14 protein-coding genes are annotated in these 13118 nt (G+C 41.1%); 3 read left to right on the top strand and 11 right to left on the bottom strand.

Annotation, left to right across the window (positions count from 1 at the left end):
- Nucleotides 1-48: 48 nt before the first annotated feature.
- Together BC751_RS03840 and BC751_RS03845 are read right to left on the bottom strand one after the other, a co-directional pair.
- The gene (locus BC751_RS03840; RefSeq protein ID WP_130274410.1) at nucleotides 49-492 is read right to left on the bottom strand and encodes a nucleoside deaminase; all 444 of its coding nucleotides are present in this window, start codon (nucleotides 490-492) and stop codon (nucleotides 49-51) included.
- A 190-nt stretch (nucleotides 493-682) separates the two neighbouring features.
- Nucleotides 683-1813, bottom strand: coding sequence for a hypothetical protein (locus tag BC751_RS03845; protein WP_130274411.1), 1131 nt, complete (start codon nucleotides 1811-1813; stop codon nucleotides 683-685).
- Nucleotides 1814-2141: 328 nt separating this feature from the next.
- On the opposite strand from BC751_RS03845, the gene BC751_RS03850 reads away from it, so the two are divergent.
- Entirely contained in the window at nucleotides 2142-3311 is a 1170-nt protein-coding gene (locus BC751_RS03850; protein WP_130274412.1) for a Na/Pi symporter, read from the top strand.
- An 8-nt stretch (nucleotides 3312-3319) separates the two neighbouring features.
- Here the strand turns inward: BC751_RS03850 and deoC are convergent, their stop codons facing one another.
- Together deoC and BC751_RS03860 are read right to left on the bottom strand one after the other, a co-directional pair.
- Entirely contained in the window at nucleotides 3320-3979 is a 660-nt protein-coding gene (deoC, locus tag BC751_RS03855; protein ID WP_130277488.1) for a deoxyribose-phosphate aldolase, read from the bottom strand.
- The gene (locus BC751_RS03860; protein WP_130274413.1) at nucleotides 3979-5190 is read right to left on the bottom strand and encodes an NAD(P)-dependent oxidoreductase; all 1212 of its coding nucleotides are present in this window, start codon (nucleotides 5188-5190) and stop codon (nucleotides 3979-3981) included. Before BC751_RS03860 ends, deoC begins: the two co-directional genes overlap by 1 nt.
- Nucleotides 5191-5318: 128 nt before the next feature.
- Between BC751_RS03860 and BC751_RS03865 the strand changes: the two genes are divergently transcribed.
- On the top strand, nucleotides 5319-5912 hold the full coding sequence (locus BC751_RS03865) for a methyltransferase family protein (protein ID WP_130274414.1): 594 nt from the start codon (nucleotides 5319-5321) through the stop codon (nucleotides 5910-5912).
- Nucleotides 5913-6126: 214 nt separating this feature from the next.
- On the opposite strand, the gene BC751_RS03870 is transcribed toward BC751_RS03865, so the two are convergent.
- The 4 genes from BC751_RS03870 to BC751_RS03885 are packed head-to-tail and all read right to left on the bottom strand — an operon-like array spanning nucleotide 6127 to nucleotide 9183.
- Entirely contained in the window at nucleotides 6127-6666 is a 540-nt protein-coding gene (locus BC751_RS03870) for an FKBP-type peptidyl-prolyl cis-trans isomerase (protein WP_130274415.1), read from the bottom strand.
- 2 nt (nucleotides 6667-6668) lie between these two features.
- Nucleotides 6669-7211: an FKBP-type peptidyl-prolyl cis-trans isomerase gene (locus BC751_RS03875; protein WP_130274416.1), complete on the bottom strand. Its 543-nt coding sequence runs from the start codon at nucleotides 7209-7211 to the stop codon at nucleotides 6669-6671.
- Nucleotides 7212-7220: 9 nt separating this feature from the next.
- Nucleotides 7221-8156 (bottom strand): FKBP-type peptidyl-prolyl cis-trans isomerase, encoded by a 936-nt coding sequence (locus BC751_RS03880; protein ID WP_130274417.1) that lies wholly within the window; start codon nucleotides 8154-8156, stop codon nucleotides 7221-7223.
- Nucleotides 8143-9183 (bottom strand): DHH family phosphoesterase, encoded by a 1041-nt coding sequence (locus tag BC751_RS03885; RefSeq protein WP_130274418.1) that lies wholly within the window; start codon nucleotides 9181-9183, stop codon nucleotides 8143-8145. Before BC751_RS03885 ends, BC751_RS03880 begins: the two co-directional genes overlap by 14 nt.
- 192 nt (nucleotides 9184-9375) lie before the next feature.
- Here BC751_RS03885 and BC751_RS03890 point away from each other — a divergent pair, with 192 nt between their 5' ends.
- On the top strand, nucleotides 9376-9798 hold the full coding sequence (locus tag BC751_RS03890) for a nucleoside-diphosphate kinase (RefSeq protein ID WP_130274419.1): 423 nt from the start codon (nucleotides 9376-9378) through the stop codon (nucleotides 9796-9798).
- A 65-nt stretch (nucleotides 9799-9863) separates the two neighbouring features.
- Here the strand turns inward: BC751_RS03890 and BC751_RS03895 are convergent, their stop codons facing one another.
- The 3 genes from BC751_RS03895 to BC751_RS03905 all read right to left on the bottom strand — a co-directional run bounded on the left by BC751_RS03895 (nucleotide 9864) and on the right by BC751_RS03905 (nucleotide 13116).
- The gene (locus BC751_RS03895; protein ID WP_130274420.1) at nucleotides 9864-10595 is read right to left on the bottom strand and encodes an SIMPL domain-containing protein; all 732 of its coding nucleotides are present in this window, start codon (nucleotides 10593-10595) and stop codon (nucleotides 9864-9866) included.
- A 74-nt stretch (nucleotides 10596-10669) separates the two neighbouring features.
- Nucleotides 10670-12565, bottom strand: coding sequence for a DUF2207 domain-containing protein (locus tag BC751_RS03900; RefSeq protein ID WP_130274421.1), 1896 nt, complete (start codon nucleotides 12563-12565; stop codon nucleotides 10670-10672).
- The gene (locus BC751_RS03905; RefSeq protein ID WP_130274422.1) at nucleotides 12562-13116 is read right to left on the bottom strand and encodes a LemA family protein; all 555 of its coding nucleotides are present in this window, start codon (nucleotides 13114-13116) and stop codon (nucleotides 12562-12564) included. Before BC751_RS03905 ends, BC751_RS03900 begins: the two co-directional genes overlap by 4 nt.
- Nucleotides 13117-13118: the final 2 nt, after the last annotated feature.

The raw sequence follows: 13118 nt of genomic DNA on the forward strand, positions 1-13118 counted from the left end.
ATTAAACCAAATTAATGGAAAAATAGTTCTCCAATGCCCAAAAAGGATTCATTTTCTCAATTTTTGAAAGAACGCATCCAGTAATTCTTTTGATTCTTTCCCCATCAACCCTTTGGTTACCTTGGTTTTAGGATGCAATATCCTTTCCTGAATGAGCGAAAACCCTCTCTTGGGATCCGATGCACCATAATGAAGTTCTCCTAATTGGGACCAGAAACTTGCTCCTGCGCACATCACACAGGGTTCAAGGGTAACGTACAGTTTGCATTCTGGAAGGTATTTAGCGCCAAGTGCATTTGCTGCTGCAGTTATGGCAATCATTTCGGCATGTGCAGTGACATCTGTGAGTTTTTCTGTTTGATTGTATGCCCTGGCTATGATTTTGTTCCTGCAGACAATAACAGCACCCACGGGTATTTCATCTTCTTCAAAAGCAATTTTAGCCTGCTTGAAGGCCTCGTTCATGAAGTAGGCATCTGAGAAGAGTTCCATGGAAAGTATTTTGTTCAAAAATAGCAAAAAAGGAGACGCAAGAGACGAGAAGCTAGAGATTAGACTGGATTAGACAGAAGAAACAATAAACAAGACAGTTTTGAAGGATCTATTTGAAGGTAGAAGCCGGAAGGCAAATTTCGGAAAATAAAAACCCCATGCTTTAGAGGCACGGGGTAGCATTTATGTTTTACCTGAACAAATCCAGAATTTCATTTCTTACCCCCTCATTGATGATCAATGCGAGAATAAGAGATACGATCAGACCAATAGTTGCTTTAAAGATGTCTTTTCTTGCCAAGGTATAGGCCCTATAAATTTTTGCTCTCCTCTTGCTGAGTTTTTTGGACTTGGACAAGGCAATGGCCAATTCCCTACCGCCCAACAAACCGATAAATACCCAAGTGGTACTCATTGGAACATTGTTGAGCATTTTGAAATAGAACAGGATAATAGCATACACAAAGTCCACCAAAGTCGCTGCACGGACATCGGTGACTTTCGTTTTTTCATTGACAATGCCCTGAATTCTATCTCCTTTGAGGTAAAATAAGAAACCCAAACCAAGGAAAATAAATCCTGTATAGCCGACAAATTCCCATGTATTGAGCTGTCTGGGCAAGAACACTGCTATGTTAGCGGCATCCTGCATGATCCATACAGCCCATAGTGTACCGGAGGTAATCCACTGCAATACAAACCAGTAAGGTTTAGCTTCTCCTTTTAAAAAGTCTTTTACAAATTTTTCGATTAAGAACCAAACAAGGATCGCTATGACAAAAGCCAGGAGGTATCCCATGAAGCTTTTTTTCATCACATCCAGAATTGTCCCGGCTTTGTAAGTAAATACATTCAACAAGAGAAAAGTGGTTGATACCGGCATCCGCAACCGCGTCATCACCAAAAGTACGATAGGCGCTGCCAGTTGAAGAAATACCAGACTCTCCGGTGCTTTATCCAAGCCGGGGACCTGAAGCCTCTGATAACTGACATCTCCCTGATAGGTAAACCAGCTGAAGGTAACTGTTGCCACGAATATCAAACCCATAAACAACCAAAGCCAATACCATTTTCTTTCCTGATTGGAAGCGATGAATGTGCCTATGGTCTGAATACTGTCATTGGCAATGGCAGAGTATGCGGCCAAAGCAAAACCAAACCACATCGCCAAGTAGGTATAAGGGGTAATGATTCCTGCTATAGAAATCAAAATACAGATTACAACTAAGAAAGTTTTTTCTTTTTTGGTAAAATCAAAAAGTGAATAGGCAACTTTGGACAGTGCGTCCTGATTGATGTTTTGGTCTTTAAGTTTGGCCATAAAGGGTGGTAAGTTTCTAAGCTAAAGCCGCTGCAAAGTTAAAGAAGATTATCCCGATTTGATGTTAACAAATTGTTAATTAGAGCCTAAACTGTCCCTTTTCTTATAAATTTGAATGAAAAGGGCTTCAATATGCTCTAAACACAGTTCAAATTTAGGCAAAAAAGTGCAATTTTTTATCCATAGAACTTTAAGGAAAGCTCATAGGATAAGTCCATGTGATTATTATTAACAAAATCTTCACATCATGGAGCCATTAAATAAATTCCTGTACATTTATTTTGCACTTTGATAAACAGATCCCCCAATTTCCGGGGATTTTCCATAAATGAGCAGCATAAATTTAGACCCAAAAGGTTCAAACCGCTTAGTTTCAGTTTTAATTACAGTTTTGGGGCTGTTGCTCTTCATGTTCTCCATTGATTTGTTGACGGTGAGCATGATCCGCCTCAACAGTGATTTCGCCTCCTCTCTTTTCCTTGCTACCAACAATCCATTTGTGGGCCTTTTTGTAGGTCTCCTGATGACAGCCCTGATCCAAAGCAGTTCTACAGTTACAGCCATGATAGTTGCAGTAGTGGCATCAGGCTCGTTGACGCTGGGGCAGGCGGTTCCTCTGGTCATGGGAGCAAATATCGGCACCACCATCACCAGTACTTTGGTAGCTTTTTCCTTTATCATGAAGAGAAATATCTTCAAAAAGGCCTTAGCTGCAGGAGTGCTGCATGATATATTCAATATCCTGACGGTTCTGATCCTTTTTCCTTTGGAAGTATATTTTGGATTCCTCAGCAACGCAGCTTCCTACATCACTGCCACATTTTTTAACTTGGGTGAAGATTTTAATGTCGATTACCAATACAATGTATTGTTCACCAGACCGGTGACATTATGGCTTGCTAACCTTTTGGATCAACCGGTGCTTCTTCTTCTTTTGGCAGTCATCCTGGTATTTACCTCAATCAAGTTGTTGTCCAAATTTGTGCTGAAGTCTTTCATGTCCACCAACCTGAACAAAATCAACAAGCACATTTTCCAAAAACCTTTCTTTTCTTTTTTGTATGGAGCTTTTTTCACGGCAGCCGTACAATCCAGTACCGTTACCACATCCATCATTGTACCTGCTGTTGCCAACAGAAAAGTCTCCCTTGTTAAAGCATTTCCGTTTATAATTGGGGCAAATATTGGAACTACGATAACTGCTGCAATAGCTGCTATTTATAAGACTGACGCTGCCATTAGCTTAGCGGTTGTCCATTTCCTGTTTAATCTTATTGGCGCATTGCTTTTTATGCCCTTCCCTTCCGTAAGAAATATTCCCGTAAAAATTGCCACATTCTTGGGCAATGAGTCGACCAAAACTCGCTTTGTGGGGTTTGCCTACATCCTGTTGACTTTTTTCATTATCCCTTTCTTACTGATTTATTTCAATAAAAATGAGGACATACGGGAAATGGGACATGCGGACAGGTATCACAAAACTGAAATCCAAAAATAAAGGGAGGTTTAATCCTCCCTTGATGCCTCCACAATCTGAACTCCGGAGCTGGTACCTATCCTATCGGCCCCGGCCTGAATCATCTTCACTGCCTGTTCATAGGTTTTGATTCCACCACTGGCTTTGATGCCTACACTGCTGGGCAGATTTTCCCGCATCAATTTGATGTGTCTTTCCTTGGCGCCTTCTGGAGCAAATCCCGTTGAGGTCTTTACAAAGTCTACTCCTGCTTCGGCACATAGCTTACATGCCTTGATAATTTCCTCTTCACTGAGGTAGGCTGTTTCAATGATCACTTTTAAGATGCGCTCATGGTCATGACATACCTTTGCCAATCTGGCCAATTCAATTTTTGGCCAGTTCATCCCTGCCTTAAATGCGGTAATGGACCAAACAACGTCGATCTCATCAGCCCCATCCTTGATGGCTTGCTCGGTTTCAAAAACTTTGGTTTCGGTCATATTATACCCCAAAGGAAAACCCACTACCGTTACCAGCTGGATAGGAGCATCCCCGATTTCCCGCTTGGCCTTTTTCACCCAGAAAGGAGGTACGCAGATCCCTACAAAACCATATTTTTTGGCATCCATAACCAATCCTTCAATATCGGAATCCACCGTCTGTGGCTTTAAAATGGTTTGCTCAATATATCTTTCAATGTTCTTCATCATTCGACAATTTCATTCACATAATCCTTCAAATACATAAACTCCAAAGTTAAATCTCCCTCTTTGGCGATGGTAGCCTTATCTAAAATTTTTGAACTGGGCTTCAATAACTCTGGAATCAGGTTTTCAATCAATTGTTGCCCAAATTCTTCAGACGCATTTCTGGGAAGCTCGGTTGGCAGGTTATCTATTGCCATAACAGAGATACTGTTCTGCTTGCCAAATGCCGGCAATATTTCGAAACTATCTCTGTCTATATCATAAACCGGATCCGAAATAGTGGATGCCTTGACCGTAGTAGGGACAGAACCATGAATATCACAGGTGATGTCTGCAATCACGGATATATTGAAATCTTCTGAGCTAATATCTTCCAATTCAAATAACCTGGGTGCACGGCTATCCCAATAAGCTGCCGCCATCAGGATATCACTGACTTCGGCATATTTCAAAAAGTGACTTTCATACTTTTGAGGATCTGCATAGAACTCCTCCTTATCAAAACCTCCGTCTGTTTTTCTCCTATTGAAATCAGCGGAAGACAGAACGGTAAAAACAGCCTCATCGTAATATTGATGGAGAAATTCCTTTGGGGCCACCTGTTTGATTCCGACCGTATGCAGAACTTCCAGGACCCCTTTGCCTACCCTTCCTGTTCCTGTAACCACAATTTTGATGGGGGGAAGCTGCACTTTTTTAAGTTCTAGGTCCATCTCAGACCTATCAAAACATTCAAAGGCCCTTTTGAGATCAAATAGACCGGTCTTTTTCCCATAGGTCCAAAGCCCATTATAAGCCCCAACTATTCCGGCCCACCGGCCAAAAGCCACGGTACGTTCTCCCTTCTCATTTTTTAAGACTTCATAATCTATAAGCTTGATGTTCTTTTTAAGAACTGCCTGCAATAGCTTCCGATTATAAACTTGTTTTTTGATGGTATGGGAGAAAAAAATATAGGTCTTGTTTGGAATGAGTTGGTCTATGGGTACTTCTTTGATCCCCATGAGCACATCGCAATCTGACAAATCGCTATCCACTTGGATATCCAATTCTACAAATTCATCATCAGAAAAACAGCGAATAGGACTCGGTTCAACCTTGAATTCCAAGTCATTAGGGTAAAGGTCCAAAAGTTTCCTGACCTGCTTTGGAGTAAAAGGCACTCTTTTATCGGGGGGAATTTTTCCCTCTCTGATCAATCCAATTTTCATTATCCTGGGTTTAGCATGTCAAATTAGAAAAAGACTGGCAATCAAAAAACTCCTTGGCATAAAAGTAATACTTAATGAACTAACTTATTTATTTTGGTGATTAAATGATGAACCTTTGACAAATTCAGATGACGGCTTATATTTTATTGGCGCTATTTTGGGGAATCTACTATAGTCTTCATACCCTATTGGCCAGCCTTGCTTTCAAAAATAAGATAAGAAGCAAAATGGGTACGGCTTATCCATGGTACCGACTGCTATATTCCCTATTTTCTGCTGTTGGATTACTGGCAATTTTGGTATATGGGGCTATGATTGAAAAAAGAATACTCCTGGCAAACACTGATTTTACCACTTATTTGGCTTACATGTTTGCCGCATTTGGAACAATTATCATAGTGAAGTCCATGAAGCATTTTTCCCTGTCTTCTTTTGTGGGCTTAAAGCCTCATGATGACCTGGAAGAACGGCCTGAATTTGTCAGAAAAGGGATGCACGCTTATGTTAGACATCCGCTATATGCCGGCTTACTTCTGATTTTCCTCGGCTTTTTCTTCTTTGATCCGGTTTTGGCTTCTTTGATACATTTGATATGCCTCATCATTTATTTGCCAATGGGAATCTACTTTGAAGAAAAAAAGCTCATTCAGCTTTATGGTAAAAGTTACACCCAGTATAAAAAGGAAGTGCCGGCTTTATTCCCAAGAAAATTCAGAGGCTAAATTCTCAAAGTAAGGGACATTTCTATCCCTGGCTATACAACCCGATTAATTCTGTACGCTTCAAAGACTCATGACGGTTGTTCTGTGATGAGAATCAAAAGCTTGAAATCTTATCAAAGAAAAGAGGCTGTCCCATAAATAGGGACAGCCTCTTTTGGATTTTATTTATCAAAGAAGTGATCTGTTATAAATCGGGGCTATTAAATTAACCCTCTCACTCAATTCCAAGAAATTCCACCTCAAACATCAGAATGGAATTCGCGGGAATGCCATCCCTTTCCTGATCCCTGTAAGCCCAGGGAGAGGGAATAATAAGGACTGCTTTGGAGCCGCTTCTTAACTGCCTAAAACCAATGTTGAAGCCTTGGATAGCTTCTCCCGAACCTAAAACAAATTGGAATACCCTATAAATACGGTTTTCATCCCATACGTTATTATCCTTTGCTACTTGTTCAAGATTGGTATCGAATACTTTTCCGTCAAGGAATTTCCCGATGTAATTGGTATAAATCAAACGGAATTCTCCGGGTTTGGCTCCAGTCCCTTCCTCTTGTACAATAATGATTACACCGTTTTGGTCATGAATCCTTCTTACACTGTCAATCTGTGCAGTTTTCAAAAACTCATCAATGATCTTAGCATCTCTGGCCAGGTTGCCCTCTAGGTCATAGGTAGGCCCAAAGGGGTTATTTGGCTCACAGGAAAAACCAATGATTCCAAACAACACTAACAATAAAGTACTTAATCTTTTCATTCTTACTGGTCTTCAGGAGTTATAAGCTGAATATAATCCAACTCGAACATTAATATTGAGTTACTTGGAATTCCTTGGGAAGCCTGCCTTCCATATCCATACAAAGAAGGCATGATGACTGTGGCCTTATCTCCCTCTTCCATTTGGGAAATACCAAATAGAAAGCCTTGGATTACCGATTCATAACCGAAAGCAAATCTAAATGGCTCATAAGGTCTGTTCGGAAAGAAAATATTATTCGCCCTTGCGACACTTTCGATAGAAGTATCAAATACATTGCCGTTGAGCAATTTACCTACATAATCCACCACAACTGTATCACCTAGAAACGCTTTCCTTCCGCTGTTGGAGACCTCCTGCCAAAAGATACGGATACCAAGGGCGGGGTCAGAAAATTCCTTTACTGAAGGTATGGGATTTTCTCGGACAAATTCTTCAATTTTTTGCTTGTCCCTTTCGAAGATAATCTGGGCATTTTCACTGTCAGAAATACATGATGACAGCCATACCGATAAAGCTAAAATCCCAATACTTAAGTACTTCATTGATTTGTGTTATTTTTGAACATCAGTGACTTCTACGTCAAAGATCAGGATAGAGTTTGGTTGAATTGGCCCACCTGCATTTCTATCTCCATAAGCCAACGGGGAAGGAATGATGAATTTAGCTTTATCACCTTTTTTCAACAAAGCCAATCCTTCGTCCCAGCCTTTGATTACCTGTCCCATGCCCACCCTAACTTCAAGCGGTGCATAGCCATCGTAATTGTCTCTTTGCTCATTGTACACCCCTTTTTCCATAGCCAGGGATTTGATACTGGTATCAAAAAGCGTTCCGTCCAACAAGTAACCTGCATAATGAACGAAAGCCAAATCACCTTGTTCAATCTGAGGTCCTGATCCTGCTGATTCTATGACGTAATAAAGACCGGATTCTGTCCTGATGGCATTGATATTTTTTTCAGCAATGTAATCCTGAATGATCTGGGTATCGATTTCCAATTGCTTCACAGCGCCTTCAGCCTGTCTTTTCATTTCTGCTTCCTGCAAAGCATTGAAATACGCTTCCACACCTTGGTAATCCAAAACATCTATCACTCCGATTCTTACTTTGACTTTTTGATCATCCTTCAGGAAGAAAGGAACGTTTTCTGCAAAGATTTTTTTGGCAGTAGCCTCAAATGCTATACTGTCCCCTTTTTTAAGGCTCAAAAATATTTCATCCATGCCTGTTTTTCTTGGGATTGAATCATTGAACTGCAGGTATGCAGGCATGCTTTGGTCATATGTAGAAATGAAGGTAGAATCTTTGTCCGTTTTCACTATCAAATGGTACAAAACAAATTCACCGTTTTTAGGTGCTTGGCTACCTTCTCTGATATAGGTATACTCAATGCCGTCTGAAGTTGTCTTAGTCTTGTTACAAGACATAGCACTGAAAGCAATCACCATCAGGGCAACCGCAAATAATAGAGATTTAATTTTTTTCATGGATGGGTTCTAATTGATTGAAAAGCGTTTTTTGATTTTCTTTTATTAATTTTTCGAATTTTTCAATGGTTTCTTTCAGGGGTAGGGTAGACCTTCCGCCTGATGCGTTTTTGTGTCCTCCTCCTTCAAAATAATCAGCTGCAAACTTATTGACAGCAACATCCTCTGTGGATCGGAAGGAAATTTTTACACCGTCCTCCCTTTCGGTGAAAAGGGCAGCGATTTTGATTCCGTCCAAAGAAAGGGCATAGTTTACTAAGCCTTCTGTATCCCCGGTCTGCGATTGGTATTTCTTAAGGTCCCTTTTGCTGATTGCGAAATAGGCTGTTTTCAGATCCTCTAAAATGGTCAACCTGCGTGTAATGGCAAATCCAAGAAATTTCAGGCGGTTAACCGAGTTGGTATCATAAATCAACCTTGAAATCCTCGTATTGTCTGCACCCAAGCCTATGAGTTCTGCTGTAATCAGGTGTACATTTTTAGTGGTATTGGGATGCCTGAAGCCTCCCGTGTCAGTCATAATCCCCGCATAAAGACAATCGGCAATGTCTTTATCGATCAAATATTGATCACCCAATTCAACAATAAGTTCATAGACGAGTTCGCAGGTAGCTGCCGCCTTCGTACTCCAATACCTGAAATCTGCAAAATCTTTTGGATCCTGATGATGGTCAATGTTGACGATATATGCCTTGGATTTGGTTACGAAGGAAGCCAGTTCATGCAGCCTTTTCAAGCAGGAAAAATCCAAACAGAAAATAGTATCCGCTTCCAATACTTTTTCTATGGCTTTTTCCCTATGCTCCGGATTTTCAAAGTTTAGTACTTGTTCATTTCCCTTCATCCAGGTAAGGAATTGGGGATAATCTGAAGGAGTAATTACAGTGACCTCATGACCCTTCTTTTTCAGGTAGTTGGCCATTCCCAAAGAAGAACCCAATGCATCTGCATCCGGCTTGTGATGGGTAGTAATGACAACTTTATGGGGGGATGATAATCTATTTTTAAATAACTCTAATTCCTGCATTATATTGCTTTTGTACATTCCTCAAAAAGGAATATAGTTTGCAAATGTCTGTAATATTTTTGAATTTTCCCAATTTGTCTAAGCTGCTAAGGCTGAAAGAGATAATAGAGAATTCTCGGGCTTTCTATGTAGTTTAACCGATTTCCCCTATTTTTGCAGCCAAATTAGATTTCAGAAATAAATTCCAAAGAAATGGCAGGAAACAGAACATTTACCATGATCAAGCCTGATGCTTTTGCTGCAGGCAACTCAGGAGCAATATTGAAAATGATCGAGGAAGCAGGCTTTAAAATTGTTGCATTGAAGGCCACTCAGCTTACTCCAGAACTGGCAGGAAAATTCTACGCGGTTCATAAAGAAAGACCATTCTATGCTGACCTTTGCAAGTATATGTCATCCGGGCCGATCATTGCCGCTATCCTTGAAAAAGAAAACGCAGTAGAAGATTTTAGGACTTTGATCGGTGCTACCAATCCTGCCAATGCAGCAGAAGGAACCATCAGAAAAATCTTCGCTACATCCATCGAGGCCAATGCCGTTCATGGATCTGATTCAGATGAAAATGCAGAAATTGAAGGTAACTTCTTCTTCAATCAATTTGATAGGGTAAGATAATTCCTCTTATTGGCAATATTAAAACCCACCACTTACTCGGTGGGTTTTTTTTTGGATTTCCAAAATTATCTGACTGAGTAGCTCAGACGCATCGTGATGGAAGCCGTCTTTTCTTTTGAGGTAGTGTTGAAGGTGCCCCCCCAAGAATATTCCTCCGTAGAATACTGTCCGGTAATCTGAAAAATGCCCATATTGGCTGCTATCAGTTTACCCAATTTAGCCCCTGAATTCTCTGCGATCTTTTCCGCCCTTACCCTGGCGTCTTCAGTGGCCTTGGATATCATTTCAATTTTCAGACTTTCCAGTTCCGTGTAGTAGTACCTCGGAGGCTGGGAATAAAACTTTACGCCCTGCAACAATAACTCTGTGATTTCCCTGGAAATCTGGTCTATCTTGTCCACCTCCTTGGATTCTATCTGAAGACTTTGGTTGAGTTCATAGCCCAAAAAAGTCTGTCCCATATAATTACCCGTGCTGCTGTAATTTTGTCTGTAAAGGGGATTGGTATTGACGGCACGGAAAATAATCTGATCTTTGGGAATGCCTTTGGCCACCAGGTAATCTGTTACCGCTTTTTTATCTTTTTCCAACTCTGCGTATGCCACCCGGATATCCATGTTTTCCCGGCTGAAATTCCCCTCCCAAACCACGAGATCCGAAGAGAAATTCTTCTGCCCTAAACCTGTGACATCCACAGTGCCGGATCTTTTATTTCTGTTCAGAAAAGCATTGCCCAAAATAGCAGAAGCGATGACAATGGCCAAAGCAAAAATGATGGCGGTTAGGTTTTGTTTCATAATCGTTAAGGTCAAAAGTTTCTATTTTGAATTTTTAGAAATTTAAACAAAAAGCAGGAAAGATGCTGGAAAAATTACCAACCGCCTCCGCCTCCGCCGCCTCTTCCTCCCCCTGATGAACCTCCGCCAGAGGAACCGCTTCCACCGCCTCCCCTTCCGGCTGAATGATTGATGGAGGTTCCCAAAGCTTTATTGATATGATTGCCCAATAAATGATAAGAATAAAACCTTGATCCTGAATACCATGTGGTCTGATGTCTTTGGTTCAAACTTGACCGTTCCATGAGGTTTTGGAATTTCTTTCCCCAAATTTTGTCCACCTTAAATGCCATGGCAAAGGGCAGCAGTTTTTCAAAAATCTCAGGGGTCATTTTGGGAGGATTGAACATTTGCAATTGTCTCTCCTCTGCGGCACTCAGGTATTTCTTAAACCCTTCAATCCTGGATTTTAAATCCAGCTTTTCAATACTTGGCTGTCTGATAAGGTAGATATAGGAAAAGTAAGAAACTACAGCAAATAGGATAAAACCTATTAACACCAAATTATTGAGGGAAATGGTGCTGGACTGATAGAGCATATAGGATCCAATCAAAAATGAAAGCAAAATCAGGATTAAAAAGACCCATCTCCCCATCTCTTTTCTGACAATGGAAATTATGACCAAAACTGCAATAAATATGACAATCGGAAACGGAGAAATATCCACTAAATCAAAACTCAGATTAGGCTGGGCATAGTTGTAAAAATCAAATCTACTGGCCACAATTGCATAAACGATAAAAATAAAAATAGGGGGAATCCATAATTTCCAGTTGCTTCCCTGGTTCAAAAAAGGCCTGTGCTGGCGCATTAAATTTTCTACATAGCTATCATACATGGATTTCAGTTGACTGTTATAACTCCCGCTGATGCTGATCTGAACACTGTTGTTGGGAAAAAGCTTGTCCATCAGGACCTTTTCTTCCTGAGGAAGGAACGCATCGGGATTTTTCAATTTGATCAAGGTAAAAGAATTGCTGTGGAACAAGCCGAACATGACAGGCTCACTTTTTTCCACAATTCGTAAATATCCATTTACGGCCAAATGCACAATAGATGCCGAAATCAGGTCTCCCCCAAAATAACCCCTGTGGATCATACCCAAAGAGGCAGGGGAAATTCCCGAAGGCGGATCAAACTCAGGAATGACTGTTGGCTTGGGAGGATCAATTCCAAACTTGTACCAGGTAATGGCATAATATAGCAAAAGAACCAGAAAGGTTATCCCACTAAGCACCAAAAAGCCAAACTGCTCCCAGAATCCCAGCGGAGGGGGTGGGCTCACCACACCTTTCGTAAAGCCTGCAGCAATGGTCAGGTTTTGATAAGCAGACAGGTTTTCTGCCTCGAAGAATAACCTACCATCTGCCAACTTTTCGATCTTACAATTTTGTTCCGTAGATCCTGAATAACCCGTGTAGCAGGCATATTCTTTAAAATCTGCCTCGATTGGAATGCTGACAGTAGCAGATATTTTTTCCACCCTAAAATCCCAACCAAAGCCGTTGACATTCCAGTAGATTTCATCATAGTCCTCAAAAAAGCCTAACTGACCCTTGGCAGCATAGGTAATGGTAAACGTGTAATAACCAGGATCCAAAAAAACATCCTTATCTCCTATGTAAATAAAAAGGCTTCCCTGTTTTTTTTCGGTGTGAAAAGGCTCCGTAGAACCGTCCCTTTCCACTGAAATAATCTGGTACTCATTTTTTACCTGTCTGTATCGGTAATCTATACCCTGCAATGGCAAACTCCTGACTATGCCTCTTTTGATCTGATTTCCTGAGGCAAAAACTTCAATGGTCTCAGTCACAGAAAGCAAACCTGAAGTATCTACCTTCAGGTCAGTATGAAATGAGCGGATATATTCCTCTTGCCCTAAAACCTGAAGGGAAAGAAAGAAACCAATGAAGAGGAGGAAGTTCTTCATTTGAAACTGACCTTTGGCAAAGCTCTCTCTGCCTCTGTTTCCAATTCAAAGAAGGGAGATTTCAAAAAGCCAAAGGCATTGGCAACCAGGTTACTGGGAAAAGAATCAATAAGTATATTCTGATCCCTCACTGTTCCATTGTAATACCTTCTGGACCGCTCAATGTCCTGCTCAATGGCGGACAGGTCATGCTGCATCTGAAGAAAATTGGTATTGGCTTTGAGCTCCGGGTAGCGCTCAGCTACCGCAAAAAGTCCTGAAATGGCCCGGGTCAATTGATTTTCTGCCTGTTGCTGATTTTCTATCCCTTTGGCATTGATTGCAGCCACCCGAGCTTGGGTGACACTTTCCAAGGTTTCCCGCTCATGGGAAGCATAGCCCTTGACCGTCTCGATGAGGTTGGGCACAAGGTCATACCGCTTTTTGAGCTGTACATCAATCCCGCTCCAAGCCTCAGAAACATGGGTCCGCAGCTTGACCAAGCGGTTGTATATTCCGATTACATAAAAAGCAAGGGCCAAGACTACGGCTACAATAATCAGTGCTGTCATAA

Source organism: Cecembia calidifontis (assembly GCF_004216715.1).
GTDB lineage: Bacteria > Bacteroidota > Bacteroidia > Cytophagales > Cyclobacteriaceae > Cecembia_A > Cecembia_A calidifontis.

Bases quoted from the DNA above. Each gene is read 5' to 3' on its own strand.
- BC751_RS03840 (WP_130274410.1), bottom strand. From the start codon at position 492: ATGGAACTCTTCTCAGATGCCTACTTCATGAACGAGGCCTTCAAGCAG.
- BC751_RS03845 (WP_130274411.1), bottom strand. From the start codon at position 1,813: ATGGCCAAACTTAAAGACCAAAACATCAATCAGGACGCACTGTCCAAA.
- BC751_RS03850 (WP_130274412.1), top strand. From the start codon at position 2,142: ATGAGCAGCATAAATTTAGACCCAAAAGGTTCAAACCGCTTAGTTTCA.
- deoC (WP_130277488.1), bottom strand. From the start codon at position 3,979: ATGAAGAACATTGAAAGATATATTGAGCAAACCATTTTAAAGCCACAG.
- BC751_RS03860 (WP_130274413.1), bottom strand. From the start codon at position 5,190: ATGAAAATTGGATTGATCAGAGAGGGAAAAATTCCCCCCGATAAAAGA.
- BC751_RS03865 (WP_130274414.1), top strand. From the start codon at position 5,319: ATGACGGCTTATATTTTATTGGCGCTATTTTGGGGAATCTACTATAGT.
- BC751_RS03870 (WP_130274415.1), bottom strand. From the start codon at position 6,666: ATGAAAAGATTAAGTACTTTATTGTTAGTGTTGTTTGGAATCATTGGT.
- BC751_RS03875 (WP_130274416.1), bottom strand. From the start codon at position 7,211: ATGAAGTACTTAAGTATTGGGATTTTAGCTTTATCGGTATGGCTGTCA.
- BC751_RS03880 (WP_130274417.1), bottom strand. From the start codon at position 8,156: ATGAAAAAAATTAAATCTCTATTATTTGCGGTTGCCCTGATGGTGATT.
- BC751_RS03885 (WP_130274418.1), bottom strand. From the start codon at position 9,183: ATGCAGGAATTAGAGTTATTTAAAAATAGATTATCATCCCCCCATAAA.
- BC751_RS03890 (WP_130274419.1), top strand. From the start codon at position 9,376: ATGGCAGGAAACAGAACATTTACCATGATCAAGCCTGATGCTTTTGCT.
- BC751_RS03895 (WP_130274420.1), bottom strand. From the start codon at position 10,595: ATGAAACAAAACCTAACCGCCATCATTTTTGCTTTGGCCATTGTCATC.
- BC751_RS03900 (WP_130274421.1), bottom strand. From the start codon at position 12,565: ATGAAGAACTTCCTCCTCTTCATTGGTTTCTTTCTTTCCCTTCAGGTT.
- BC751_RS03905 (WP_130274422.1), bottom strand. From the start codon at position 13,116: ATGACAGCACTGATTATTGTAGCCGTAGTCTTGGCCCTTGCTTTTTAT.